Raw genomic sequence first — 24,411 nt, 5'->3', positions numbered from 1 at the left:
ACGGGATTAGTTGAGCTGTTCGACGCGCAGGCGCATGACAGGCGAGGTCACGCCATCCAGCGCTTCCATGGCGGCGATGGCCTCGATGATACGCGCCTCGACCACACGGTGGGTGACCAGGATCATCGGTACCAGGCCGTCCTGCTCCTCGGCTTCCTTCTGCATGATCGACTCGATATTGATGCCGCGCTCGGAGAGAATGCTCGCCACCTGGGCCAGCACGCCAGGATGATCCTTGGCCTGGATGCGCAGGTAGTAGGCGCTCTCGCACTCGGCAATGGGCAGGATCGGGTGATCGGAGAGCGAATCCGGCTGGAAGGCCAGGTGCGGCACGCGGTTGGTCGGATCGGTAGTAAGTGCACGCACCACATCTACCAGATCAGCCACCACTGCCGAAGCGGTCGGCTCCATGCCGGCGCCCGCGCCGTAGTACAGGGTGCTGCCGACGGCATCGCCATTGACCATCACCGCGTTCATCACGCCGTTGACGTTGGCGATCAGGCGATCGGCCGGAATCAGCGTCGGGTGCACGCGCAGCTCGATGCCTGCATCGGTGCGGCGAGCGACACCCAGGTGCTTGATGCGATAGCCCAACGCCTCGGCATAGTTCACGTCGGCTGTGGTCAGCTTGGTAATGCCTTCGGTGTAGGCCTTGTCGAACTGCAACGGGATGCCGAAAGCGATGGATGCGAGAATGGTCAGCTTGTGCGCGGCATCGATGCCTTCGACGTCGAAAGTCGGATCAGCTTCGGCATAACCCAGCGCCTGCGCTTCCTTGAGCACGTCCTCGAAGGCACGACCCTTCTCGCGCATCTCGGTGAGGATGAAGTTGCCGGTGCCGTTGATGATGCCGGCCAGCCAGTTGATGCGGTTGGCCGCAAGCCCCTCGCGGATCGCCTTGATCACCGGAATACCGCCAGCCACAGCCGCTTCGAAAGCGACGATCACGCCCTTCTCGCGCGCCTTGGCGAAGATCTCGTTGCCGTGTACGGCGATCAACGCCTTGTTGGCGGTGACCACATGCTTGCCGTTGTCGATGGCCTTGAGCACCAGCTCCTTGGCCAGGGTGTAACCGCCGATCAGCTCGATGACGATATCGATCTCGGGGTTGTTGACCAGCTCGAACACGTCGCTGGTCATGGCAATGCCGGTGGTGTCGTACTGCGGCTTGGGGGAACGAATGGCGATCTGGGCAATCTCGATGCCGCGACCGGCGCGCCGAGTAATCTCCTCGGCATTGCGCTTGAGTACATTCAACGTACCGCCACCGACGGTGCCCAACCCACAGATGCCCACTTTGACCGGCTTCACACTCAATTCCCCATCAGCACTGCACGAAACGGCCGGAGCATGCTCCGGCCGCAGATAAAGAGCCGCACCTTACGAAGCGGCTGTTTGTTAGTCAATCCACCGCTCACAGAACCTGATCACGAGCTCGCGAGCTAGAGCTATGCAAGGCGCAACGACCAGCGGGAGTAACAGCCGAAGGCTGGCCCGAAGGGCGAGCGCCAGCGAGTCAAACAGGCAAGGAAGCGCAGTTTACGAGGTGTAAATGAGCATTACTCGCTTCGCTCACCCTTTCGGGCCGCACTGAGGTGCGTTAGCCGCAAGCGGCTTTCCGGGCCTGTTTTTAACGCAGCAGAGCCGACGCACAGCAGCTCGTGGACAGGTTCTTAGTTCGACTCCAGCGCAATTTTGGCCAACTGCGGCGCCGGCTGATAGCCCGGAATCATCTTGCCGTTGGCCAGCACGATAGCCGGCGTACCATTGACCCCAATCATCTGGCCGAGCTGGTACTGCTTGGCCACCGGGTTGTCACAGGAGGCATCGGCTACGCTCTGGCGGGTCTTGGCGCGGTTCATCGCCTCCTGCTGATCCTTGGCGCACCAGACATTGACCAGCTCCTTGGCCGCCGGGCTGTTCAGGCCCTGGCGCGGGAAGGCGACATAACGCACTTCGACGCCCAGACGGTTGAGCTCGGGCACTTCACTGTGCAGCTTCTGGCAGTAGCCGCAGTCGGTATCGGTGAACACGGTGATATGGGTCTTCGGCGCCTTCGGCGCGAACACCACCATTTCCTTGGCCGGAATGGCATTGATCTGCTTGGCCACCGCGCGGCTTTCTTCGAGCTCGGTCAGGTTGACGGCCTTACCGTCCTTGACCTGAAACAGATAACCCTGGATCAGGAACTGACCATCGGCACTGGTATAGAGCTGACGGCCGCCCTCCAGCTGCACCTGATAGATACCCGGCAACGGGCTTTCGGCAATCGCCTCGATCGGCAAATTGGCGTCGAGCGACTTGAGCGACTGGCGAATGGCCTGATCAGGATCGGCAGCCAGGGCGGCGCTACTGCCCAGCACAAGTGCCAGAGCCAGGGAAATACGGGTCAGGGACATGAATACTCCTGTCGAACGACGGACCGTTGAAGATCGCAACAGCCTACCACAGATGCAACACCGGACAGCCGACCAGCTAGCAGATGGCGCAGCCAACGGCCCCCCATTCCGCCAGCGCATCAGCCACGCGGGTGGTGTTGCGCATGCAGCTCCTGCAAACGGGCACGTGCGATATGGGTGTAGATCTGCGTGGTGGACAGGTCACTGTGCCCCAGCAACATCTGCACCACCCGCAGATCGGCGCCGTGATTGAGCAGATGCGTGGCGAAGGCGTGGCGCAATGTGTGCGGCGACAACGCCTTGCTGATGCCAGCGACCTGGGCCTGATGCTTGATGCGATGCCAGAAGGTCTGCCGAGTCATCTGCTCGCCACGCAAGCTGGGAAACAGCACATCGCTGGGTTTGCCGCCCAGCAACAGCGGACGCGCCTCGCGTATGTAGCGCTCGATCCAGGCAATAGCCTCTTCACCCAACGGTACAAGACGCTCCTTGCTGCCTTTACCGAACACCCGCAGTACGCCCTGACGCAGATTGACCTGCTCCAGCGTCAGACCGACCAGCTCGCTGACACGCAAACCGCAGGCGTAGAGCACCTCGAGCATGGCGCGATCACGCAGGCCGATGGGGTCATCCAGGTCCGGCGCCTGCAGCAACGCCTCGACATCCGCTTCGGACAGTGACTTGGGCAGTGGCCGGCCGATCTGCGGCAGCTCGACCTGCAAGGTCGGGTCTTCGCTGATCAGTGCTTCACGCAGCAGGAAACGGTAGAAGCCGCGCACACCGGAGAGAAAGCGCGCCGTGGAGCGCGCCTGATAGCCCTGCTCGAGACGCCAGGCCAGGTGATCGAGAATGGCGTCGCGGCCGATATGCTGCAGCGCCAGGCCACGCCCAGCGAGCCAGCCATTGAAGTGCTCCAGATCACTGCGATAGGCGGCCTGAGTATGGGCGGAAAGCCCTTTTTCCAACCATAGGGCTTCGAGGAAGCGCTCGATCAGAGGGTGAGTCAGCGCAGGCATCGATTGACCTTCAATTACAGGGTAGGCAAGTGTTCCACAGCCAACACCCGACGCACCAGCAGACCAGGCCGACGATCAGCGGCCCTTGCCCAAGGCCGGCAAATGGCTAGCTAGCGAATCCCGGCAATACCGGCACTGGCTTCTGCTGATCATCGACGGCGACGAAGCTGAAACTACCGCTGATCGCCCGCTCGCGCCCTTCCTGATACAGCCCCTCGACGAACACCTCAACCTCCACCTTGAGGCTGGTATTGCCGACCTTGATTACCCGCCCAACCAACTCGACGATGGAGCCCGCCGGTATCGCGTGCTTGAAATCGATGCGATCGCTGGAAACGGTGACCAACGGCAGACGGCAGAACCGCGTAGCAGCGATGAACGACACTTCGTCCATCCAGGCCAGCGCGGTGCCGCCGAAGAGGGTGTTGTGATGATTGGTGGTCGGTGGAAACACCGCCTTGGTCACACGGGTTTCCGACAGTGCGATGCGTCGCTGGATCTCTTGCTCTCTCGGGGTCATCTCAATGCCACTCATGATCACTGCAAGCCAGAAACGACAAAAGCAGCCCTTAGGCTGCCTTTGTCAGAGAAGCGTCCGAACTTAGGACAGCTTTTCCTTGATGCGTGCGGCTTTGCCGGACAGATCGCGGAGGTAGTACAGCTTGGCTTTGCGCACGTCACCACGACGCTTGACTGCCAGGCTGTCAACCAGCGGGCTGTAGGTCTGGAAGGTACGCTCAACGCCAACGCCGCTGGAGATCTTGCGCACGGTGAAGGCGCTGTTCAGGCCGCGGTTACGCTTGGCGATAACCACGCCTTCGAAGGCCTGCAGACGCTGACGGTCGCCTTCCTTTACTTTCACTTGTACGACTACGGTGTCGCCAGGGGCGAAAGTCGGTATTTCTTTGTTCATCTGCTCAGCTTCGAGCATCTGGATAATCTTGTTGGTCATGCTGCGCTCCTAAGACAAGCCTCCCGGCCCATCATCGATACGTTAACTATCGTCCCGCTGGCGGATGTATTCCTCCAGCAGCTTCTTCTCTTCTCCAGAAAGCGAGCGGCTATCCAGAAGATCAGCGCGACGTTCCCAGGTCCGACCAAGGGACTGCTGCAAACGCCAGCGCCGGATGTGTTCGTGATTGCCACTAAGCAACACTTCGGGAACACGTTTATCCGCATACACCTCCGGGCGGGTGTAGTGCGGGCAGTCGAGCAGGCCATCCGTAAAGGAGTCCTCCTCGGCCGAATCGGCATGACCCAATGCACCAGGCAAAAGGCGCGTCACCGCGTCGATCAGCACCATGGCCGGCAGCTCACCGCCGGACAGGACGTAGTCGCCAATCGACCATTCCTCATCGACATGCGCCTCAATGAAACGCTCGTCGATGCCTTCATAACGACCAGCGATCAGGATCAGTGCATCCTCCTGCGCCAGCTCGCGGACCGCCGCCTGATTCAGGCTACGGCCCTGCGGCGACAGGTAGATCACCTTCGCCTTCTCTCCCGCGGCTTGCCTGGCACCGGCCAAGGCATCCTCGAGAGGCTTGATTTTCATCACCATTCCCGGACCACCGCCGAAAGGGCGGTCATCCACCGTATGGTGACGATCAGTCGTGTAGTCTCGCGGGTTCCAGCAATTGAGCTTGAGAAGCTCCTGCTTGACCGCTCGACTGGTGATGCCGTACTCGCCGATGGCGGCAAACATTTCCGGGAACAGGGTGATGACTTCTACACGCATGAGCCTTAGAAATCCGCATCCCAGTCGACCCGCATCTCACCAGCTGCCAGGTCAATCGAAAGCACGCACTGCCCCGTGTAGGGCAACAGACGCTCGCGATCATCCAGACTGCCCGCGCAGGGCTTGACCACCATCACATCGTTGGCACCGGTCTCGAACAAGTGGTCGACCACACCGAGCAGCTGCTCTGCCTGATCAATGACCTTCAAGCCCTGTAACTGGTACCAGTAGAACTCACCATCTTCCAGCTCTGGCAACTCGCTACGCGGCACGCAGATCTCGAAACCGGCGTAGGTACGCGCAATTTCGCGATCATCCAGACCTTTCAACCTGGCTACCAGCACCTTGCCCTGAAGGCGGCCGCTGGCCAGTTCCACTTTCTTTACCTCACCGTCACGCCTGAGCGTCCAGTTGCGGTAATCGAGCACGTTATCGATGGGATCGGTAAAGGAGTACACCTTCACTTCACCCTTGACGCCGTGCACCGAAACAATCTTGCCGAGAACGATCAAATCCTCGGCGACGGCCGGCGTCGTACTCATAAAGATGCTTAGGCAGCAGCCTTGGCAGCTTCCTTGAGCAGCTGAGCAACGCGCTCAGACGGCTGCGCGCCCTGGCTCAGCCAGTAGGCAGCACGCTCTTGATTGACGGACAGCTTGACTTCAGCACCCGCGGCGATCGGGTTGAAGAAACCGATACGCTCTACGAAGCGACCGTCGCGCGCATTGCGGCTGTTGGTCACGGTCAGGTGGTAGAAGGGGCGCTTTTTGGAGCCGCCACGAGCGAGACGAATAGTTACCATGAGAACATCGTTCCTGTAGTCGGTGCTAACTTGAGGCACACATCAAAAATGGGCCTAGGCCCGAAAGGCCGCATATTTTAAGGATTATGCGGCGGTTTGCAAATCTCTTTTTCCGGACGACCATCGGCCGGCGTACAGGCCTCAGAATTTCGGCATTCCGCCGCCACCCGGAAGCATGCCGCCCATGCCGCGCATCATCTTGGCCATACCGCCCTTGGCGGTGAATTTCTTCATCATCTTCTGCATCTGCTTGTGCTGCTTGATCAAGCGACCGATGTCCTGCACCTGGGTACCGGAACCCATAGCGATGCGGCGCTTGCGCGAGCCACTGATGATGTCCGGATCGCGGCGCTCGGCCGGCGTCATCGAGTTGATGATCGCCTCCATCTGCTTGAACTGCTTCTCCGCCGCACCTTGAGCATTGCCCATCTGCGACAGATTAACGCCACCGATGGACGGCAGCTTGTCCATCAGACCGCCGAGGCCGCCCATGTTTTTCATCTGCTGCAGCTGATCACGGAAGTCTTCGAGATCGAAGCCCTTGCCCTTCTTCAGCTTCTTGGTGAGTTTCTCGGCCTTCTCGCGATCAAGGGTCTGCTCGGCCTGTTCGATCAGGCTGAGCACATCACCCATGCCGAGGATGCGCGAGGCGATACGATCCGGATGGAAGGGCTCGAGCGCGTCGCTCTTCTCGCCCATACCGATGAACTTGATCGGCTTGCCGGTGATATGACGGACGGACAAGGCAGCGCCACCACGGGCGTCACCGTCGACCTTGGTCAGCACCACACCAGTCAGCGGCAACGCCTCGCCGAACGCCTTGGCGGTGTTGGCGGCGTCCTGGCCGGTCATGGCGTCGACCACGAACAGCGTTTCGACCGGTTTGACGGCTGCGTGCAGCGCCTGGATCTCGGCCATCATCTCGGCATCAATGGCCAGGCGACCGGCGGTATCGAGGATGACCACGTCGATGAACTTCAGCTTGGCTTCGCGGATCGCTGCGTTGGCGATATCCACCGGCTTCTGACTGGCATCGGAGGGGAAGAAAGTCACCCCGAGGTCGCCCGCCAGGGTTTCCAACTGTTTGATTGCCGCCGGACGGTAGACGTCGACCGACACCAGCAGCACAGACTTCTTCTTGCGCTCCTTGAGGAACTTGGCCAGTTTGCCGGCGGTGGTGGTCTTGCCCGCGCCCTGCAGGCCGGCCATCAGCACCACGGCTGGCGGAGTTGCATTGAGCGCCAAGTCTTCGTTGGCAGCGCCCATCAGCTCTTCCAGCTCGGCGCGAACGATCTTCACGAAGGCCTGGCCCGGCGTCAGGCTCTTGGAGACTTCGGTACCAACGGCGCGATCCTTGACCTTGCCGACGAAGTCCTTGACCACCGGCAGAGCCACGTCGGCCTCGAGCAGGGCCATGCGCACTTCGCGCAGCGTATCCTTGATGTTGTCTTCGGTCAGCTTGGCCTTGCCCGTGACATTACGCAGCGTCTGGGACAGGCGATCGGTAAGATTTTCGAACATGCGCGTTCCTTTGATAGGTGCGACCCGGCGCGCCGGGTGTGCGACAGGCGGCGGATTATAGCGAAGTCGCCGAGCTGCCGACACCGCCGGCGGTCTTTCGTGCTGACGCCCTTCTGTGCCACACTCAGCGCCTTTCGGGCTCGCCTTACACGGATTTATGCACCCTCTGTTGCCCAGTCTCGCCGCCGCCCTCCTCTATGCCGGCGCCGCCGCTTACCAAGGCCTGCGTCTGACGCAGCGCAGCATCCCCGACAAACGCCTGCTGGCGTCGCTAGGTGTGCTCGCCTTGTGCCTGCACGGCATCAGCCTGTTCTACCAGCTGTATGACGTACACGGCCTCAACCTGGACTTCTTCAACGCAGCCAGCCTGATTGCCTGGGCGGTTATCGGCCTGATTCTGCTGGCCTGCTTGCGCATCCCGGTGGAAAACCTGCTGCTATTGCTGTTCCCGCTCGGCACACTGACCGTGCTGGCGGCCGAATTCATGCCCAGTGGCACCATCAACCCGATCAACGAGCACCCCGGCATCCTCGCCCACATCCTGTTCTCGATCATGGCTTACGGCATGCTCACCATCGCCGTGTTCCAGTCGATCCTGCTGCTGTTGCAGGACCATCAGCTCAAGCACAAGCACCCGTCCGGGCTGATCCGCAACTTTCCACCCCTGCAAACCATGGAAAGCCTGCTGTTCGGCTTTCTCTTCGCCGGCTGGCTGCTGCTGTCGCTGTCGCTGCTGTCCGGCGCGCTGTACATCGATGATCTGTTCGCTCAGCACCTGGCGCACAAGACCTTCCTGTCCTGCTTCGCCTGGGTGGTTTTCGCTGTGCTGCTGTGGGGGCGCCACCAGCTCGGCTGGCGCGGGCACAAGGCCATTCGCTGGACCCTCGCCGGGTTCTGTCTGCTGATGCTGGCCTATTTCGGCAGCAAGCTGGTACGCGAATTCATCCTGCACATCTGAGGCAGACGTCATGGACGACATACATTCGAGCTACCTGCTCGGCCTGTTGTTTTTCCTCATCCTCTGCTCGGCGTTCTTCTCCAGCTCCGAGACCGGCCTGCTCAGCCTCAACCGCTACCGGCTCAAGCATCTGGCCAAGGAGGGCCACAAGGGCGCCAAGCGCGTCACCCGCCTGCTGGATCGCCCGGATCGCCTGCTCGGCACCATCCTGGTCGGCAACAACGTGGTCAACATCCTCGCCGCTTCCATCGCCACAGTGCTGGCGGTGGACATGTGGGGTGAGGCCGGTATCGCCATCGCCACCGCAGGCCTGACCATCATCGTACTGATCTTCGGCGAGATTACGCCCAAGACCCTGGCCGCGCTACGCCCGGAACTGGTGGCCTTCCCTGCCAGCCGCGTACTGAGCCTGCTGTTACGCCTGCTCTACCCGGTGGTCTGGCTGACCAGCGTGATCAGCAACGGCCTGCTGCGCCTGTTCGGCATCGACCCGACGCAGCGCGTCAGCGACAGTCTGTCCACCGAGGAACTGCGCAGCGTGGTGCGTGAGTCCGGCTCAGAACTGCCGACGAACCGCCAGAGCATGCTGCTGAGCATCCTCGACCTCGAACGGGTGACGGTGGACGACATCATGATCCCGCGCAACGAGGTGGCCGGCATCGACCTGGACGACGACCTGGAGAGCATCGTCGACCAGCTGCGCACCACCCCGCACACGCGCCTGCCGGTGTTTCGTGGCGACATCAATCAGATCGAAGGCGTGGTGCACATGCGCCAGATCGCCCGCCTGCTGAGCCACAACCAGTTGACCAAGGACAGCTTGCTGGCAGCCTGCAACGAGCCCTATTTCATCCCGGAAAACACGCCGCTGGCGACCCAGCTGATCAATTTCCAGAAGCAGAAGCGGCGCATCGGCATCGTCGTCGACGAGTATGGCGAGGTGATCGGCATCGTCACCCTGGAAGATATCCTCGAAGAGATCGTCGGCGACTTCAGCAACCAGGACAGCCTGCGCAGCCCCGACATTCATCCGCAAGAAGACGGCACGCTGGTCATCGACGGCGCCGCCTACATTCGCGAAGTGAACAAGACTCTCGGCTGGCATCTGCCCAGCGATGGTCCCAAGACCCTCAATGGCCTGATCACCGAAGCCCTGGAGACCATCCCTGACAGCAGCGTCTGCCTGAAGATCGGCCCCTATCGCCTGGAGATTCTCCAGGCGGCGGAAAACCGGGTGAAAAGCGTACGCGTGTGGCAGGCGGGGAAAGTCAAACCGAGCCCGACAGCACCGGAGTAAGGCGCTCGGCCAGGCCATCGGCCCAGCATCGATAGCCCAATGCCGAGGGGTGATAACCATCCTCGGCGAGATAGGCCGGCTCGAACGGTATATCCAACTGGCAATGCAATGCGCCCAGACGTTGCGCCAGGCGCTGCAACTCACAATCCAGCAAGCTGGCCCGCCAGCCCATCAACTGCCGCAGCAACCAGGGCAAGGCGCTAAAATGCTGCAACGGCGGCACAGCGCTGAACGCCACGCGACAGCCACGTCCGCCCAGTGCATCGGCCATCGCAGTAAGTGCCTGCTGCCAGCGCCTGCTCGGCGTGAGGTGCGTGGTGTCATTGACGCCAAACACCAGCAGTGCCAGATCGGCCGGTTCCGCCAGGGCCAATGGCAGCAGGCGCTCACAGGCCGCAGAAGCAGTGATGCCATTCTCGCCACAGGCACGCCAGCGTACCGGTCGCCCCAGACGTTCAGCCAGGGCGGCGGCCAGGCAACTTGCCAGGGATTGATCGAAGCGGGTGCCCCCAACGCCTGCCACGGTCGACTCACCGATCAGCAGCAGACGCAAGGGTTCACCCGGCAAGTGCGCAGCAGCGATGCCGCCCGGCTCGCCCTGCGCAATCGGTAGACGCAGCGCCGTGCGCCGGGTATGCAAAGCCAGAGGCAGCGCCAATGGCAGCAGTGGCACAGTCGCCAGCCACCACAGCGCATGCCGGCTCACAGCTGGACGCGAACCGCTTGCGCGCTGCGCAGTGCCTTGGCACGCGCCGCCTCGATGGACTCGTCACGCGCCAGCGCCACGCCCATGCGGCGCTGGCCCTTGACTTCGGGTTTGCCGAACAGGCGCAGCGCCGTGTCTTGCTCGCTCAGCGCGGCGCCGAGGTTGGCGAAGCTGGCCTGCTGCGAATTGCCCTCCACCAGAATCACCGCCGACGCCGACGGGCCCATCTGGCGGATTGCCGGAATTGGCAGACCGAGAATGGCGCGGGCATGCAGGGCGAACTCGGACAATTCCTGGGAAATCAGCGTCACCAGACCGGTGTCGTGCGGGCGCGGCGAAACTTCGCTGAACCACACCTGATCGCCCTTGACGAACAGCTCGACACCGAACAGGCCACGGCCACCGAGTGCCTCGGTCACTGCCAGCGCCACGCGCTCGGATTCGGCCAGCGCCTTCGGGCTCATCGGTTGCGGCTGCCAGGACTCCTGGTAGTCACCGTTCTCCTGGCGATGACCAATCGGGGCGCAGAAACTGGTGCCGCCGACATGACGCACGGTGAGCAGGGTGATTTCGTAGTCGAAGTCGATGAAACCCTCGACGATCACCCGCCCCTTGCCGGCACGGCCGCCTTCCTGGGCGTAGTCCCAGGCGCGCTGCAGGTCGGCGTCGCTCTTGAGCACGCTCTGGCCCTTGCCGGAAGAGCTCATGATCGGCTTGACCACGCAGGGGTAGCCGACGGATTTCACCGCCGCGGCGTAGTCCTCGAAGGTGTCGGAGAAATGGTACGGCGAGGTGGGCAGGCCCAGCTCCTCGGCCGCCAGACGACGAATGCCTTCGCGGTTCATGGTCAGCTGTGCGGCACGTGCGGTCGGCACCACGTTGAAGCCTTCGGTTTCCAGCTCGACCAGCGTGGCCGTGGCGATCGCCTCGATCTCGGGCACGATGTAGTGCGGCTGCTCCTTCTCGATCACTGCACGCAACGCGGCACCGTCGAGCATGTCGATGACGTGGCTACGATGTGCCACCTGCATGGCCGGCGCATTGGCGTAACGGTCGACACCGATGACTTCGCAGCCCAGGCGCTGCAGCTCGATCACCACTTCCTTGCCGAGCTCGCCGCAGCCACACAGCAGCACACGGGTCGCGGAAGGCGACAGAGGGGTTCCAATACGGGGCATGAGTGTTCCTCGAACAGTGAATCAGGAAGAAGTCATTAGCAGACCCGAAGCGCGGGCGCGCTCCAGGCAAAGTTGCAGCACCTCGCGGCGCTCGGCATTGTCCATGCGGCCCCAACGGGTGATCTCGGCGACGGTGCGCTGACAGCCAATGCAAACATCCTGTTCGTCCAGCGCGCAGACATGCACACAGGGCGAACGCACCGGCTTTTCTACATCACTCGTCGTCATCAGGCACCAGCTCACGGGAATAGCGCTGCGCATTATGAACGTAATGCGCGGCGCTGGCCTCCAGCATCTTCTTCTGCGGCTCGGTCAGCTCGCGCACCACCTTGCCCGGGCTGCCCATGACCAGGCTGCCATCAGGAATCACCTTGCCTTCGGGAATCAGGCTGTTGGCGCCGATGATGCAGTACTTGCCAATCTTGGCGCCATTGAGGATCACCGCGTTGATGCCGATCAGGCTGTAATCGTCGACGGTGCAGCCATGCATCATCACGTTATGGCCAACGGTAACGCCCTTACCCAGAGTCAGCGGAAAGCCCATGTCGGTATGCATCACGCTGCCGTCCTGCACGTTGCTGTTCTCGCCGACATGGATCAGCTCGTTGTCGCCGCGCAGCACGGCACCAAACCAGACGCTGGCACCAGCCTCCAGGCGAACCTTGCCGATCAGGTCGGCGCTTGGTGCGACCCAGCTCTCGGGATGGGCGTCGACACGGGAGCTTCCCAGGCGGTATTTCATGCTTGTCAGTCCTCGGCGCTATCAGCGCAGGTGTATGAAGTGTTCGGGGGGCTGGTGCAGAGCGATCTGCGCATCGTCGAAGATCAGGTTGACCAACTCCACCACCATGATCGCGGTCAGGCCCCAGATGCGGTACTCGCCATAGGTGTAGGACGGCACGTACCAGCTCTGCCCTAAGTAGTCGATACGGTGGGTGACTTCGCGCGGGTCGCTGCGGAAGAACTCCAGCGGCACCGAGAATACCGAGGCGATCTCAGCGTCGTTGGGCTTGTACTCGACGTAATCCGGCACCAGCCCGACGTAGGGCGTGACCTGAATGCCGTGGCGCGACACCAGGCTGCTGAGCGGCCCAACCATCTCGACCAAACCAGGTGGCAGGCCAATTTCCTCCTCGGCCTCGCGCAGTGCGGTGTCCACCAGATCGCGGTCTTCCGGGTCACGCCGGCCACCGGGAAAGGCAACCTCGCCACTGTGGGTCGACAAACCGCTGGCGCGCAGGGTCAGCACCAGCTCAGGTTCGTCACTGCGGGTAATCGGGACCAGCACCGCCGCTTCGGGGAAGCTGCGCTCGGTCTCCAGAGGGCGCGGACTGTAACCGCGCACACGATGGAGCAACTCGTCCAGCATGGGCATACTCGGAGTCTTGTTTTGCCAGGCATCATGGCATGAAAGCACGCGGCCGCCCAACCCCGACGACAGGACAGGCCGGCCGCAATAGCGGGCTTGCCGGCCACCTCTCAGCCGGCCAAGATAACGCCAGAAAAAGAGGAACGGGCATGAAATTCTGCAGCCAGTGCGGCAACCCGGTCACCCGCATGATCCCCGCGGGCGACAATCGCATGCGCCATGTCTGCGGCCACTGCGCCACCGTGCATTACGAAAATCCGCGTATCGTTGCCGGCTGCCTGCCTGTGTGGGGCGACCAGGTGCTGCTGTGCCGCCGCGCCATCGAGCCGCGCCGCGGCTACTGGACGTTGCCGGCCGGCTTCATGGAAAACGGCGAAACAACCGAACAGGCCGCCGCCCGTGAGACCCTCGAAGAAGCCTGCGCCCGCGTACGCGACCTGAGCCTCTATACCTTCTTCGATCTGCCGCACATCAGCCAGGTGTACATGCTGTTTCGCGCCGAACTGGTCGACCTGGATTTTGCCGTCGGCGAGGAAAGCCTGGAGGTGCGATTGTTTGCAGAGAGCGAAATCCCTTGGTCAGAGCTGGCTTTCCCGACCATAGGCCGTACCTTAGAATGCTTCTTCGCCGACCGTCGGCAGAATCTCTTTCCGCTACGCAATGAGCCACTCGAAGCGCTGCGTGCCCACTACACACCCCGTTGACCCTTGCGGACGTTCCCGATGCGCTGGTTGTTGCCCCTGCTTTGCCTGACCCTCAGCTTCAACGTCCTGGCCAGCACCACGCCAGCAACCAGCAGCCGCACCGTGGACAAGGTGCTGGTGCTCAAATCCGAGCGCAAACTGCACCTGCAGCAGCGCGGCGAGACCATCAAGTCGTACCGTATTTCCCTGGGCAAACAGCCCAATGGCGCCAAGCAACGCGAAGGCGACCTGCGCACACCGGAAGGCTTCTACTGGATCGATTGGCGCAAGCCGAGCGATAAGTACCAAATGTCGCTGCATATCTCCTACCCCAACGCACGCGATCTGGCTCGCGCCAAGGAAGCCGGGGTGCCGCCGGGCAGCATGATCATGATTCACGGCACGCCACTGGATGAGGAATATCCGGAGTGGTTCTTCCACACCCTGGACTGGACCGAGGGCTGCATCGCCATGAAGAACGACGACATGCGCGAGGTATGGAGCCTGGTCAAGGATGGGACGCTGATCGAAATCAGGCCCTGAGCCAGACACTGAATCGCCCGTTGAACCTGTAGGAGCGGCGCCCCGCCGCGAACCCGTGCCGCGCTGAGGCGAAAAGCTTCGCCCCGAGGCGGGGCTCCTACGAAGGGCTGCGTTGCAGGCCTTAGCTGAGGTGATTCAGAACTGCAGATCGGACAAGCGCCAGACATCGAAGGCCGGTGTTTCGTAAGGATGACTCTTCTTCAGTGCCTTGACGGCATCGTGGATCAACTCGTCGGCAACGACCATTTCCACCTTCCACTCGGCAACCTGCTCGACGCTGCCAACCTGACCGATAAACGGCTGGCTACCTTCCAGAGCGCGGAACTGACCTTGGCCCAACACCTGCCAGCAGCAGTTGTCGTACCGCCCGATGCGCCCGCCGCCGGCTGCGAACACCGCCTTTTTCACCGGCTCCAGATAGGCTTCCGGCACGTAAAAACACAGTTTGTACATCAAGTTCTCCGCAGATGGGCAACCGAACAACAGACAAGCCATGACGCCAATATGATGTCATTGCGCCATGAAGTTGTCTTGAGATCGCCCGCACAAATCCATACGCAGCATTAAAACGATTCGTTGCTTTCGACTCAGGCAAAGGGCGTGGCGTTCTCAGCGACCGCTGAAAAAGCGCCGCCATTTGTCGGCCAGACCGGTGGCCGGCGGGCTGTGACTGCCATCGCAGTAGGGCAGGTTTGCGGATCGGCTACAGCGGCATAGCAGCAGACGCTGCTCGCGCTCGGGCTGCAGGATCAGGGATTGGGCGCAATCGGGTGGGCAGTCAGGCATCTCGGGCGAATGCCCACAGCGGCATAGATGATGAGTTTCGCCAGGCCTGACTAGGCGAACTTCGGGGAAGATGGGGAGAGGATCATCGGCCATGGCTGGGCCTGTGTGGTTCGGATGGAATCCGAGCAGAGGGTTTGGCAACGGCTTCCCGGATTGCATCCGGGTTACGCGCTCCACGATCGGCTCCCTCTCCCATTTATTGGGGGCACGCCTAGTGGAGAGGGCTGGGGAGAGGGTTCGGCGTTCGCTATACACCGGTGCCAGCTCAAGCTGGATCGGAGCGCGGCCGCTTTTGCCCTCTCCCGCCCTTCGGGCACCCTCTCCCGCAAGCGGGAGAGGGTTAGCAGAGGGCCGCTACGCGACCGCTTTTAGTCCACCCACACTCGGGCGTTGCGGAACATGCGCATCCAGCCGCCGTCTTCCTGCCACTCGTCCGGGCGCCAGGAGTTCTGTACGGCGCGAAATACCCGCTCCGGGTGCGGCATCATGATGGTCACGCGGCCGTCGCGGCTGGTCAGGCCGGTAATGCCACGCGGCGAACCGTTGGGGTTGGCCGGGTAGGCTTCAGTGACCTTGCCGTGGTTATCGACGTAGCGCAGGGCCACGGTGCCGGACAGATCCGCCTCCAGCAGCGCCTCCTCGCTCTCGAACTCGGCATGACCCTCGCCGTGAGCGATGGCGATCGGCATGCGCGAACCTGCCATGCCCTGCAGGAAGATCGACGCCGACTCCTGAATCTGCACCATGGCCACGCGCGCTTCGAACTGCTCGGAGCGGTTGCGCACGAAGTGCGGCCAGAACTCGGTACCCGGGATCAGTTCGTGCAGATTGCTCATCATTTGGCAGCCGTTGCATACACCAAGGGTGAAGCTGTCACGACGCTCGAAGAAACCCTGGAAGGCATCGCGGGCGCGAGCGTTGAACAGCACCGACTTGGCCCAGCCTTCACCGGCGCCGAGCACGTCGCCGTAGGAGAAACCGCCGCATGCCACCAGACCTTTGAACTCTTCAAGGCTGACGCGGCCGGCGAGGATATCGCTCATGTGCACGTCGATGGCGGAGAAGCCGGCGCGGTCGAACGCGGCGGCCATTTCCACCTGGCCATTGACGCCCTGCTCGCGCAGGATCGCCACTTGCGGACGCACGCCCTTCTTGATGTAGGGCGCAGCAATGTCCTGATTGACGTCGAAGCCGAGCTTGACCGAAAGGCCGGGGTTGTCTTCTTCCAGTAGCAGGTCGAATTCCTGATCGGCCCCCTGGGCGTTGTCGCGCAGACGCTGGATGCGATAGCTGGTCTCGGCCCACTGACGCTGCAGCAGACGACGATCACCAGCGAACACCGGCTCGCCATTGAAGCTGATGCTGACCTCGCCGTTGTTCACGGCCTGACCGATCACGGCCACGCAGTCGTCCAGACCGGCAGCGCTGAACTGCGCCAGCACTTCTGGCGTGGCGTCCTGGCGTACCTGGATCACCGCACCCAGCTCTTCGTTGAACAGCACGGCTGGAAGCTCGGAGCTGTCATCAGCCAGCGCGTCGAGGTTCAGCGACAGACCGCAATGACCAGCGAAGGCCATTTCCAGCACGGTGGTCAGCAGACCGCCGTCGGAACGGTCGTGGTAAGCCAGCAGGTGGCCGTCGGCATTCAGGCCCTGGATCACGGCGAAGAAGGCCTTGAGGTCTTCGGCGTCGTCGAGGTCCGGCACCTGCTGGCCGATCTGCGCATAGACCTGCGCCAGGATCGAGGCGCCCATACGGTTCTGGCCGCGGCCGAGGTCGATCAGGATCAGGTCGGTCTCGCCCTTGTCCATGCGCAGTTGCGGGGTCAGGGTCTGCCGGATGTCCTGCACCGGAGCGAAGCCGGTGATCACCAGCGACAACGGCGCGGTCACGCTCTTGTCGACGCCCTCTTCCTGCCAGCGGGTTTTCATGGACATGGAGTCCTTGCCCACCGGAATGGTAATGCCCAGCGCCGGGCACAGCTCCATGCCGACAGCCTTGACGGTGTCATACAGGCGGGCGTCTTCGCCCGGGTGGCCGGCAGCCGCCATCCAGTTGGCCGACAGTTTGATGTCGGAGATTTTCTCGATGCGTGCAGCGGCCAGGTTGGTAATGGTCTCACCCACCGCCATGCGGCCGGAGGCCGGTGCGTCGAGCAGCGCCAGCGGCGTGCGCTCGCCCATGGCCATGGCTTCGCCGGTGTAGACGTCAAAGCTGGTGGCGGTCACGGCGCAATCGGCCACCGGCACCTGCCACGGGCCGACCATCTGATCGCGAGCAACCAGACCGGTGATGGTGCGGTCGCCGATGGTGATCAGGAAGCTCTTGCTGGCCACGGCCGGGTGATGCAGCACACGACCCAGGGCTTCTTCGATATCGACGCTGGCGGCGCTGAAATCATCGCCCTGCTCCGCCTCGCGAGCCACGCTGCGGTGCATGCGCGGCGGCTTGCCCAGCAGCACTTCCAGCGGCATGTCCACCGGGGTGTTGCTGAAGTGGCTGTCGGTCACGGTCAGGTGCGGCTCTGCAGTGGCCTCGCCGACCACGGCGAACGGGCAACGCTCGCGTTCGCAGATGGACTGGAAACGCTCGAAGTCGGCCGCATCGACGGACAGCACGTAACGCTCCTGCGACTCGTTGCACCAGATCTCGTGCGGGGCCATGCCCGGCTCGTCATTGGGCACGTTACGCAGTTCGAAACGGCCACCGCGACCACCGTCGTTGATCAGCTCCGGCAGGGCGTTGGAGATACCGCCGGCGCCGACGTCATGGATGAACTTGATCGGATTGGCCTCGCCCAACTGCCAGCAGCGGTCGATGACCTCCTGGCAACGGCGTTCCATTTCCGGGTTCTCGCGCTGCACCGAGGCAAAATCCAGATCGGCCGAGCTGGCACCGGTGGCCATCGACGAAGCAGCGCCGCCGCCCAGGCCGATGAGCATGGCCGGGCCACCGAGCACGATCAGTTTGGCACCGACGGAAATCTCGCCCTTCTGTACGTGGTTTTCGCGGATGTTGCCGAGACCGCCGGCGAGCATGATCGGCTTGTGGTAGCCACGCACTTCCTCACCGCGGGGGCTGCTGACAGCCTGCTCGAAGGTACGGAAGTAGCCATTAAGTGCCGGGCGACCGAACTCGTTGTTGAACGCAGCGCCACCCAGCGGGCCTTCGATCATGATGTCCAGCGCGCTGACGATGCGCTCGGGCTTGCCGTAGGGCTTTTCCCAGGGCTGGAGGAAATCGGGGATATTCAGGTTGGAGACCGAGAAACCGGTCAGGCCGGCCTTCGGCTTGGCACCACGGCCGGTCGCGCCTTCGTCACGAATCTCACCACCGGAGCCGGTGGCCGCGCCAGGGAACGGGGCGATGGCGGTCGGGTGGTTGTGCGTCTCGACCTTCATCAGAATGTGTACCGGCTCCTGCACCGCGCCGTACTGGCGAGTTTCCGGGTTGGGGAAGAAACGCCCGGCGGTGTGGCCTTTGATCACCGAGGCGTTGTCCTTGTAGGCGGACAGCACACCTTCGTTGTGCATCTGGTAGGTGTTCTTGATCATGCCGAACAGCGACTTGTCCTGGCTCTCGCCGTCGATGTCCCAGCTGGCATTGAAGATCTTGTGGCGGCAGTGCTCGGAGTTGGCCTGGGCAAACATCATCAGTTCGATGTCGTGCGGATTGCGCCCCAGGTCATTGAAGCTCTTCACCAGGTAGTCGATTTCGTCCTCGGCCAGGGCCAGGCCCAGATCCAGGTTGGCCTGCTCCAGCGCGGCGCGGCCACCGCCGAGGACGTCCACGGCGGTCAGCGGCTTGGGCTCGGCATGACTGAACAGCGCGGCGGCGTCCTCGAGGGCATTCAGAACAAGCTGGGTCATGCAGTCGTGCAGCAGGCTGGCGACGGCAGTGCTGTCGGCTTCGCTTAGTTCGCCGCTGACGTAATAGGCGATACCACGTTCCAGGCGCTGAACCTTGGCCAGGCCGCAGTTGCGGGCAATGTCGCTGGCCTTGCTCGACCAGGGCGAAATGGTGCCGAAACGCGGAATGGTCAGGAACAGCTTGCCGCTGGGCTCCTGCACCGGCACGTTCGGGCCGTACTTGAGCAGGCGGGCCAGCACTTGCTCCTCATCGGCGTCGAGTACGCCGGTGACATCGGCAAAATGCGCGAACTCGGCGTACAGCCCGGTCACGGCCGGCACCTTGCTGGTCAGTTGCTCGAGCAATTTGCCATGGCGGAAAGCGGAAAGGGCGGGAGCGCCGCGCAGAATCAACATCGTCGGGACAGCCTCTGGGCAAGAGTGTGTACTTGGAGGCCGTGCATTCTAGCCTAAAGCCGCGCTCGCAGCACCCGTACCGGATGCTTTCGAGACGGGCGAGCGCTAGCAGAGAAGCGCTGCGCTGTCGAGATATGGCGCCGCCTGCGCTTTGCGTATACTGCGCCGATGTTTGCACGACCTGCGACACGCATGCGTTGCGCCACAGGGCTGTTGGCGATTGGCACCCTCCTGATGCTTGCTGGCTGTGGCGAAGACCCCAAGCCCAGCGTACTCGAGCAGGTAAAGGCGGAGGGTGAGCTGCGCGTGGTTACTCGCAACAGTCCCTCCACCTACTTCCAGAACCGTAACGGCGCCACCGGTTTCGAATACGAACTGGCCAAACGCTTCGCCACCGATCTGGGCCTGGAACTGAAGATCGAAACTGCCGACAACCTCGACAGCCTGTTTTCCAGCCTGGCTCGCAGCGACGGCCCGGTCATGGCTGCCGCCGGCCTCGTCGACACACCCCAGCGCCTGCGCCAGGCGCGCTTCTCGATTCCGTACCTGGAAGTGACTCCGCAGATCATCTATCGCCAGGGCGAAAGCCGCCCGACCAAGCCTGAAGATCTGATTGGCAAACGCATTCTGGTGCTCGCCGGCAGCAGCCATGCCGAACAGCTGGAAGCGCTCAAGCTGGAGCAGCCGCAGCTGGCGTTCGAGGTGTCTGACGCGGTGGAAGTGGTCGACCTGCTGCGCATGGTCGACGAAGGGCAGATCGACCTGACCCTGGTCGACTCCAACGAGCTGGCGATGAACCAGGTGTATTTCCCCAACGTGCGCGTAGCCTTCGACCTGGGCGATACCAACAGCATGCGCTGGGCCGTGGCCGCTGGCGAAGATGACAGCCTGTTGCAGGAAATCAACTCCTTTCTTGAGCGCGCCGAAGCCAATGGCACCCTGCAGCGCCTGAAGGAGCGCTACTACGGCCATGTCGACGTGCTTGGCTATGTCGGCGCCTACACCTTTGCCCAGCACCTGCAACAGCGCTTGCCGCGCTACGAGAAGATGTTCCGCCAGGCCGGTCAGGCCAATCAGGTGGACTGGCGCCTGCTGGCTGCCATGGGCTATCAGGAGTCGCTGTGGCAACCCAATGCCACCTCCAAGACCGGCGTGCGTGGCCTGATGATGCTCACTCAACGCACCGCCCAGTCGGTCGGTGTCTCCAATCGCCTCGACCCCAAGCAGAGCATCGACGGCGGTGCCCGCTACTTCGTGCAGATTCATCAGCAACTGCCTGAAGGCATTCAGGAGCCGGATCGCACCTGGTTCGCCCTGGCCGCCTACAACGTTGGCGGTGGTCACCTGGAAGACGCACGCAAGCTGACCGAGGCCGAAGGCCTGGACCCGAACAAATGGGCCGACGTGCAGAAGATCCTGCCGCGCCTGGCGCAAAAGCAGTGGTACAGCAAGACCCGTTACGGTTATGCGCGTGGCGGTGAGCCGGTGCATTTCGTGCGCAACATCCGCCGCTACTACGACATCCTGACCTGGGTGACCCAGCCGCAACTGGAAGGCACGCAAGTGGCTGAAAGCGGCGCTCACCTGCCCGGCATCGACAAGCGTAAACCCGAAGAAGAACAAACCCCGCCCTTGTAGGGTGCGCCACTCGCACCAAGTGGCAAGACGCAATCCTGAAAGAGGTTCGACAGCAGCCCGCATTCGCCCCGGATTGCATCCGGGCTACATCACTCAGGCGCGCCGAGCCTTGAAGAACGCTTTCAACAGCGCCCCGCTCTCTTCGGCCAGCAAGCCCCCTTCCACCTGCACGCGGTGGTTGAGAAAAGCCTGATCGAAGAACTGCCCCTGACTGATCGCCACCCCCGCACGCGGCTCGCTGGCGGCGAACACCACGCGGGCGACCCGCGCATGCACGATCAAACCTGCACACATGCTGCAGGGTTCCAGGGTGACGTACAGGGTGCTGCCGGGCAGTCGATAGTTCTGCACGCTTTGCGCCGCCGCACGGATCGCCACCATCTCGGCATGGGCGCTGGGGTCATGACGCAGAATCGGGCAGTTGAACCCCTGCCCCACCACCTCACCGTCCTGCACCAGCACGGCACCGACCGGCACCTCGCCCTGCTCAGCCCCCAGATGCGCCTGCGCCAGCGCCAGGCGCATGAAGTGCTCGTCACGCGAGCGGTCGATGATCTGCGGTCGTTTCATTGCAACAATCCATAGGGTGCCGGCGAAAAACGGCGCCTACCCTACACCACTTCGATGGCCGCCATCAGCCCCGTTTCCATATGGTCGATGACGTGGCAGTGGAACATCCACACACCGGGATTATCGGCGACGAAGGCGATGCGCGCCGTCTCATTCTTGCCCAACAGGTAGGTGTCGGTGAAGTAGGGAATGATTTTGCGTCGGTCCGAGCTCAGCACCTTGAAAGTCATGCCGTGCAGGTGAATCGGGTGCTGGTACTGCGCCATGTTGCGGAGCACGAAGATGTAGTGGCCATCCTTCTTCAGCGTGGCAATCGGGCGCTCGGCACAGGTTTTGTCATTGATATCCCAGGCCTGGCCATTGATCTGCCAATACTTGTAACTGCCGCCACGCTCGACGTTACCGGACAGCATCGCCGCCCACTCGAAGTTGAAACGCAGCGTTTCGGCGCGCGCCAGATCCGGCTCGGCAATCGGGTTGGCCGGCAGGGGCGGCGGCCAGCTTCCCGCCGTTTCGCCAGTGGCTACACCCTTGAGCGTCGCCAGACGCAGCGGCCCATTGCGCAGCGACAAGGCTTCACCGACTGCCGGTACCCTCAGCGCCAGATCGACGCGCATGCCCGGCCCCAGCCAGTATTCCTTGCCCAAGGGGCGCGGCTGCACCGGATTACCGTCCAGCGCATAGATGCGCGCCTCTCCACCCGGCAAATTGAGCCGATAGGTCACGGTGTTGTCGACATTGATCAGACGCAGACGCACCACCTGCCCTGCCGGCAAGTCGAGAGTCGGGTTGGGTTCACCGTTGATGGTAGTCAAGCGCCCACGCGTACCCTCACGCGCCGCCTGACGCGGTACCAGAAACTCGGTGAAGGCGCCCTGCTCGTCGATGTGCCAAGTCTTAAGACTCAACGTGCGCTCATGGCCAAAGCCGCTCGGCTCACGCTCCTCGACAATCAACGGCCCGACCAGGCCGCGCCCCAACTGCTCGGCACTGGTGGTATGCGGGTGATACCAGAAGCTGCCGGCATCGTGGCAGATGAAGTCATAGTCAAAATACTCGCCCGGCAACACTGGCGCCTGGGAAACGTAAGGCACACCGTCCATTTCCAGCGGCAGACGAATGCCATGCCAGTGAATGGTGCTCTGCACATCCAGTTTATTGATGAAGCGCACCCGCAGACGCTCGCCCTGACGACAGCGCAATTCGACACCCGGCGCCTGCCCGCCATAAGCCCAGGCCGGCGTCACCTGCCCCGGCACCAGCTCCAGATCAAGCGGCGCGGCGATCAGCTCATAGTCGTGAGTCGCCACATTTTCCGGGCGCCCCAGCCAGTAACGCACGCCACCGGCGCCCAGGCCGGCAACACCGAGGCCAGCCAGGCCGGCGAGCACTTGTCTGCGGGTAAACGACATTTTCATCCTCGGCAATCTGTAGCCATACTCATTTGCGGTATCTTCTCATTTTCATCACTTGAAAAACGAGTCCGCAAACAGAGACGGGTTGCCGCAGCACCGATCTGCAGGCATGAAAAAACCGGCCTAAGCCGGTTTCTTCATACAGCGCCGGGGATCACTCCCACTCGATCATCAACAAGCCGCCCGAGCCCGCTTGGCTTAGGGGATTCGTTGTGATTGCAATGGAGCCCTACCGTCACTTCTACCGTCAATCGCGCAGAGCTTTTGCTGACGCGGGAGATAGATCGATTTGCGGGGCGACGGCTCTGGCGGCACCATCATCAATCAGCCCTCATATTATCCGTACCCTGCCCTCGAGACGAGTTCGAACATGCCGCCGCCGAATCAGAGGCCGAGGAGTTACCCGTCTCCAATCTCAGCTACGCCAGAGTAGGTTGCCATCCTGAAACCCTCGGGCTAGAGTGCGCCCGTCGTGGTCAATCCCACGGCCGGGTGTGGTAGCCCGATTCACACGAAGGCGCGGTTGCGTCATAAACGAGAGTAGGCCCTTCTCAGGATCTGCTGTTTTCTCGTGCATTTATGGCGGGCCGTGTGAGGCAGGCTTTTGCCTGGCCGGCCTTCCTTCGTGGGTCGGTCTACCACCCTTGCACGGTCCGCCTCCATTCGTGTGGTAGCGAATGGCTGCGGCTCCTTAATCTCACGAAGGAGCATAAGGAAAATGCGCTACCCCCTTTTTACCCGAGAGCTCCGCCTTGGGCTTCTATTACTGCTGCACACCTCTGACCTGGAGGTGTGCCATGGCTGAGTTCGAATCCTGCATTGTACCTTTTCCGCTGCAGCGAAGCCCGCTGCATGAATCCGAAGGCTCTCATCTACCCGCTGAAGCTGCAGCTGAACTGCGTGGCGTCATGCTCGGCAATCTGCTGGATCAACTGGCTGAACCTGATGGGCTGCAGCCGGCAGACCTGCGCATACGGATCGCTGCTTACTCAGCTCTGGATCTGCTCGACGAAATGGTCGTGCTCTATCGTCGAGCCCTATCCGAGGCGCGAGGAGGTGCGAGATGAGCAAAGGCGTAATGACCTGCCTGCCTCCCCATGATGGCCACCCAGGTGTCGAGATCATCTGGGCTGCTGACTGCAGAGAGGCATTCAACCAAGGCGTGAAGCTGGCCCAAACCTGGCTCGACAACGCCCGCAGCGGCTGGCTCTGGGCGGTCATGATCGCCGAGCGCGACTTACTGCCATGCGCGATAGAACGGAGAGCCTTCGAAGTAGGCTTCCTCAGCCGCATCCACCAGCGCATATGCTCACCCAAGTGCTGCGGCCAGTCGGCTAAACCCCTTTCCTTGGAGCTGTGAAGCGGATGTTCGCGAGCCGGCCTTACCGGCTCGCGCTAACCGTCACATGTCGTCAAATTTTTGGGACGCCCCGATAACGCGGGCGCCCTAGAACAGGCCGAGAACGGCCAACAGCGGTCATACCGCGGCTACGAAAGCGAGGACACTTCACTCCGCTGTCTCATAGG

General features: G+C 62.2%; 26 protein-coding genes. 7 read left to right on the top strand and 19 right to left on the bottom strand.

The window, feature by feature from the left end; genetic code table 11:
* Window positions 1-6: 6 nt before the first annotated feature.
* The 9 genes from PSOLE_RS05310 to ffh form a co-directional block, all read right to left on the bottom strand.
* Window positions 7-1,311 (bottom strand): homoserine dehydrogenase, encoded by a 1,305-nt coding sequence (locus PSOLE_RS05310; protein ID WP_003462692.1) that lies wholly within the window; start codon window positions 1,309-1,311, stop codon window positions 7-9.
* A 362-nt stretch (window positions 1,312-1,673) separates the two neighbouring features.
* Entirely contained in the window at window positions 1,674-2,399 is a 726-nt protein-coding gene (dsbC, locus tag PSOLE_RS05305; RefSeq protein WP_003462695.1) for a bifunctional protein-disulfide isomerase/oxidoreductase DsbC, read from the bottom strand.
* A gap of 119 nt (window positions 2,400-2,518) precedes the next feature.
* Window positions 2,519-3,415, bottom strand: a complete 897-nt coding sequence (xerD, locus tag PSOLE_RS05300) for a site-specific tyrosine recombinase XerD (RefSeq protein ID WP_074858017.1) — start codon at window positions 3,413-3,415, stop codon at window positions 2,519-2,521.
* Window positions 3,416-3,521: 106 nt separating this feature from the next.
* Window positions 3,522-3,935 carry an acyl-CoA thioesterase gene (locus tag PSOLE_RS05295; RefSeq protein WP_074858020.1) on the bottom strand — a complete coding sequence of 138 codons (414 nt, stop codon included), beginning with the start codon at window positions 3,933-3,935 and terminating at the stop codon, window positions 3,522-3,524.
* An 81-nt stretch (window positions 3,936-4,016) separates the two neighbouring features.
* The gene (gene rplS / locus PSOLE_RS05290) at window positions 4,017-4,367 is read right to left on the bottom strand and encodes a 50S ribosomal protein L19 (protein WP_045734872.1); all 351 of its coding nucleotides are present in this window, start codon (window positions 4,365-4,367) and stop codon (window positions 4,017-4,019) included.
* Between the two features lie 42 nt (window positions 4,368-4,409).
* Entirely contained in the window at window positions 4,410-5,153 is a 744-nt protein-coding gene (gene trmD, locus PSOLE_RS05285; RefSeq protein ID WP_074858022.1) for a tRNA (guanosine(37)-N1)-methyltransferase TrmD, read from the bottom strand.
* Between the two features lie 5 nt (window positions 5,154-5,158).
* Window positions 5,159-5,695, bottom strand: a complete 537-nt coding sequence (rimM, locus tag PSOLE_RS05280) for a ribosome maturation factor RimM (RefSeq protein WP_074858024.1) — start codon at window positions 5,693-5,695, stop codon at window positions 5,159-5,161.
* A gap of 8 nt (window positions 5,696-5,703) precedes the next feature.
* Window positions 5,704-5,955, bottom strand: coding sequence for a 30S ribosomal protein S16 (rpsP, locus tag PSOLE_RS05275; RefSeq protein WP_037003051.1), 252 nt, complete (start codon window positions 5,953-5,955; stop codon window positions 5,704-5,706).
* A gap of 141 nt (window positions 5,956-6,096) precedes the next feature.
* Window positions 6,097-7,476 (bottom strand): signal recognition particle protein, encoded by a 1,380-nt coding sequence (ffh, locus tag PSOLE_RS05270; protein WP_003462712.1) that lies wholly within the window; start codon window positions 7,474-7,476, stop codon window positions 6,097-6,099.
* 157 nt (window positions 7,477-7,633) lie between these two features.
* Here ffh and PSOLE_RS05265 point away from each other — a divergent pair, with 157 nt between their 5' ends.
* Together PSOLE_RS05265 and PSOLE_RS05260 are read left to right on the top strand one after the other, a co-directional pair.
* Window positions 7,634-8,434, top strand: coding sequence for a cytochrome C assembly family protein (locus tag PSOLE_RS05265; protein ID WP_003462716.1), 801 nt, complete (start codon window positions 7,634-7,636; stop codon window positions 8,432-8,434).
* Between the two features lie 10 nt (window positions 8,435-8,444).
* Entirely contained in the window at window positions 8,445-9,731 is a 1,287-nt protein-coding gene (locus PSOLE_RS05260) for an HlyC/CorC family transporter (RefSeq protein ID WP_074858026.1), read from the top strand.
* Here PSOLE_RS05260 and PSOLE_RS05255 read toward each other — a convergent pair.
* Genes PSOLE_RS05255 through PSOLE_RS05235 form a run of 5 tightly spaced genes read right to left on the bottom strand, consistent with a single transcriptional unit; the run spans window position 9,703 to window position 12,984 of the window.
* Entirely contained in the window at window positions 9,703-10,437 is a 735-nt protein-coding gene (locus PSOLE_RS05255; protein WP_074858028.1) for an SGNH/GDSL hydrolase family protein, read from the bottom strand. The genes PSOLE_RS05260 and PSOLE_RS05255 overlap by 29 nt on opposite strands.
* Complete coding sequence (gene purT, locus PSOLE_RS05250; RefSeq protein WP_074858031.1) at window positions 10,434-11,615, bottom strand: formate-dependent phosphoribosylglycinamide formyltransferase; 1,182 nt, start codon at window positions 11,613-11,615, stop codon at window positions 10,434-10,436. Before purT ends, PSOLE_RS05255 begins: the two co-directional genes overlap by 4 nt.
* A 21-nt stretch (window positions 11,616-11,636) precedes the next feature.
* Window positions 11,637-11,843: a DUF1289 domain-containing protein gene (locus PSOLE_RS05245; protein ID WP_074858034.1), complete on the bottom strand. Its 207-nt coding sequence runs from the start codon at window positions 11,841-11,843 to the stop codon at window positions 11,637-11,639.
* Window positions 11,830-12,357: a gamma carbonic anhydrase family protein gene (locus tag PSOLE_RS05240; protein ID WP_074858037.1), complete on the bottom strand. Its 528-nt coding sequence runs from the start codon at window positions 12,355-12,357 to the stop codon at window positions 11,830-11,832. The genes PSOLE_RS05245 and PSOLE_RS05240 overlap by 14 nt, the downstream gene beginning before the upstream one ends.
* A gap of 21 nt (window positions 12,358-12,378) precedes the next feature.
* Entirely contained in the window at window positions 12,379-12,984 is a 606-nt protein-coding gene (locus PSOLE_RS05235; RefSeq protein WP_039964927.1) for a CoA pyrophosphatase, read from the bottom strand.
* 149 nt (window positions 12,985-13,133) lie between these two features.
* On the opposite strand from PSOLE_RS05235, the gene PSOLE_RS05230 reads away from it, so the two are divergent.
* Both PSOLE_RS05230 and PSOLE_RS05225 read left to right on the top strand, forming a co-directional pair.
* Window positions 13,134-13,688: an NUDIX hydrolase gene (locus PSOLE_RS05230; RefSeq protein WP_003462730.1), complete on the top strand. Its 555-nt coding sequence runs from the start codon at window positions 13,134-13,136 to the stop codon at window positions 13,686-13,688.
* Between the two features lie 18 nt (window positions 13,689-13,706).
* A complete protein-coding gene (locus PSOLE_RS05225; protein ID WP_074858039.1) occupies window positions 13,707-14,210 on the top strand; it encodes a L,D-transpeptidase family protein in 504 nt (167 codons plus the stop codon).
* A 135-nt stretch (window positions 14,211-14,345) separates the two neighbouring features.
* Here the strand turns inward: PSOLE_RS05225 and PSOLE_RS05220 are convergent, their stop codons facing one another.
* From PSOLE_RS05220 to purL, 3 genes are all read right to left on the bottom strand, one after another.
* The gene (locus PSOLE_RS05220) at window positions 14,346-14,663 is read right to left on the bottom strand and encodes a Nif3-like dinuclear metal center hexameric protein (RefSeq protein ID WP_003462734.1); all 318 of its coding nucleotides are present in this window, start codon (window positions 14,661-14,663) and stop codon (window positions 14,346-14,348) included.
* Between the two features lie 156 nt (window positions 14,664-14,819).
* Complete coding sequence (locus tag PSOLE_RS24560; protein ID WP_244597196.1) at window positions 14,820-14,996, bottom strand: CDGSH iron-sulfur domain-containing protein; 177 nt, start codon at window positions 14,994-14,996, stop codon at window positions 14,820-14,822.
* A 368-nt stretch (window positions 14,997-15,364) separates the two neighbouring features.
* Window positions 15,365-19,261 (bottom strand): phosphoribosylformylglycinamidine synthase, encoded by a 3,897-nt coding sequence (gene purL / locus PSOLE_RS05210; protein ID WP_074858044.1) that lies wholly within the window; start codon window positions 19,259-19,261, stop codon window positions 15,365-15,367.
* Window positions 19,262-19,429: 168 nt separating this feature from the next.
* Here purL and mltF point away from each other — a divergent pair, with 168 nt between their 5' ends.
* Window positions 19,430-20,899, top strand: coding sequence for a membrane-bound lytic murein transglycosylase MltF (gene mltF / locus PSOLE_RS05205; protein WP_074858047.1), 1,470 nt, complete (start codon window positions 19,430-19,432; stop codon window positions 20,897-20,899).
* Window positions 20,900-20,992: 93 nt separating this feature from the next.
* On the opposite strand, the gene tadA is transcribed toward mltF, so the two are convergent.
* Together tadA and PSOLE_RS05195 are read right to left on the bottom strand one after the other, a co-directional pair.
* The gene (gene tadA, locus PSOLE_RS05200; protein ID WP_074856543.1) at window positions 20,993-21,469 is read right to left on the bottom strand and encodes a tRNA adenosine(34) deaminase TadA; all 477 of its coding nucleotides are present in this window, start codon (window positions 21,467-21,469) and stop codon (window positions 20,993-20,995) included.
* A gap of 41 nt (window positions 21,470-21,510) precedes the next feature.
* Window positions 21,511-22,881, bottom strand: a complete 1,371-nt coding sequence (locus PSOLE_RS05195) for a multicopper oxidase family protein (protein WP_074856588.1) — start codon at window positions 22,879-22,881, stop codon at window positions 21,511-21,513.
* Window positions 22,882-23,681: 800 nt separating this feature from the next.
* On the opposite strand from PSOLE_RS05195, the gene PSOLE_RS05190 reads away from it, so the two are divergent.
* Window positions 23,682-23,951, top strand: coding sequence for a hypothetical protein (locus PSOLE_RS05190; RefSeq protein ID WP_071537428.1), 270 nt, complete (start codon window positions 23,682-23,684; stop codon window positions 23,949-23,951).
* A complete protein-coding gene (locus tag PSOLE_RS05185) occupies window positions 23,948-24,244 on the top strand; it encodes a LasR-specific antiactivator QslA (protein WP_003118396.1) in 297 nt (98 codons plus the stop codon). Before PSOLE_RS05190 ends, PSOLE_RS05185 begins: the two co-directional genes overlap by 4 nt.
* Window positions 24,245-24,411 lie beyond the last annotated feature (167 nt).

Source organism: Pseudomonas oleovorans subsp. oleovorans (genome assembly GCF_002197815.1).
Taxonomy (GTDB): Bacteria; Pseudomonadota; Gammaproteobacteria; order Pseudomonadales; family Pseudomonadaceae; genus Aquipseudomonas; species Aquipseudomonas oleovorans.
This window is presented reverse-complemented; position numbering and strand designations above follow the sequence as displayed.

Coding starts and splice junctions, on each gene's coding strand:
- rpsP (WP_037003051.1), bottom strand. CDS start 5,955: ATGGTAACTATTCGTCTCGCTCGTGGCGGCTCCAAAAAGCGCCCCTTC.
- tadA (WP_074856543.1), bottom strand. CDS start 21,469: ATGAAACGACCGCAGATCATCGACCGCTCGCGTGACGAGCACTTCATG.
- xerD (WP_074858017.1), bottom strand. CDS start 3,415: ATGCCTGCGCTGACTCACCCTCTGATCGAGCGCTTCCTCGAAGCCCTA.
- PSOLE_RS05265 (WP_003462716.1), top strand. CDS start 7,634: ATGCACCCTCTGTTGCCCAGTCTCGCCGCCGCCCTCCTCTATGCCGGC.
- mltF (WP_074858047.1), top strand. CDS start 19,430: ATGTTTGCACGACCTGCGACACGCATGCGTTGCGCCACAGGGCTGTTG.
- PSOLE_RS05220 (WP_003462734.1), bottom strand. CDS start 14,663: ATGTACAAACTGTGTTTTTACGTGCCGGAAGCCTATCTGGAGCCGGTG.
- PSOLE_RS05185 (WP_003118396.1), top strand. CDS start 23,948: ATGAGCAAAGGCGTAATGACCTGCCTGCCTCCCCATGATGGCCACCCA.
- PSOLE_RS24560 (WP_244597196.1), bottom strand. CDS start 14,996: ATGCCTGACTGCCCACCCGATTGCGCCCAATCCCTGATCCTGCAGCCC.
- purT (WP_074858031.1), bottom strand. CDS start 11,615: ATGCCCCGTATTGGAACCCCTCTGTCGCCTTCCGCGACCCGTGTGCTG.
- PSOLE_RS05260 (WP_074858026.1), top strand. CDS start 8,445: ATGGACGACATACATTCGAGCTACCTGCTCGGCCTGTTGTTTTTCCTC.
- PSOLE_RS05230 (WP_003462730.1), top strand. CDS start 13,134: ATGAAATTCTGCAGCCAGTGCGGCAACCCGGTCACCCGCATGATCCCC.
- rimM (WP_074858024.1), bottom strand. CDS start 5,695: ATGAGTACGACGCCGGCCGTCGCCGAGGATTTGATCGTTCTCGGCAAG.
- PSOLE_RS05240 (WP_074858037.1), bottom strand. CDS start 12,357: ATGAAATACCGCCTGGGAAGCTCCCGTGTCGACGCCCATCCCGAGAGC.
- PSOLE_RS05190 (WP_071537428.1), top strand. CDS start 23,682: ATGGCTGAGTTCGAATCCTGCATTGTACCTTTTCCGCTGCAGCGAAGC.
- trmD (WP_074858022.1), bottom strand. CDS start 5,153: ATGCGTGTAGAAGTCATCACCCTGTTCCCGGAAATGTTTGCCGCCATC.
- PSOLE_RS05235 (WP_039964927.1), bottom strand. CDS start 12,984: ATGCTGGACGAGTTGCTCCATCGTGTGCGCGGTTACAGTCCGCGCCCT.
- PSOLE_RS05295 (WP_074858020.1), bottom strand. CDS start 3,935: ATGACCCCGAGAGAGCAAGAGATCCAGCGACGCATCGCACTGTCGGAA.
- PSOLE_RS05245 (WP_074858034.1), bottom strand. CDS start 11,843: ATGACGACGAGTGATGTAGAAAAGCCGGTGCGTTCGCCCTGTGTGCAT.
- PSOLE_RS05195 (WP_074856588.1), bottom strand. CDS start 22,881: ATGTCGTTTACCCGCAGACAAGTGCTCGCCGGCCTGGCTGGCCTCGGT.
- purL (WP_074858044.1), bottom strand. CDS start 19,261: ATGTTGATTCTGCGCGGCGCTCCCGCCCTTTCCGCTTTCCGCCATGGC.
- ffh (WP_003462712.1), bottom strand. CDS start 7,476: ATGTTCGAAAATCTTACCGATCGCCTGTCCCAGACGCTGCGTAATGTC.
- PSOLE_RS05225 (WP_074858039.1), top strand. CDS start 13,707: ATGCGCTGGTTGTTGCCCCTGCTTTGCCTGACCCTCAGCTTCAACGTC.
- rplS (WP_045734872.1), bottom strand. CDS start 4,367: ATGACCAACAAGATTATCCAGATGCTCGAAGCTGAGCAGATGAACAAA.
- dsbC (WP_003462695.1), bottom strand. CDS start 2,399: ATGTCCCTGACCCGTATTTCCCTGGCTCTGGCACTTGTGCTGGGCAGT.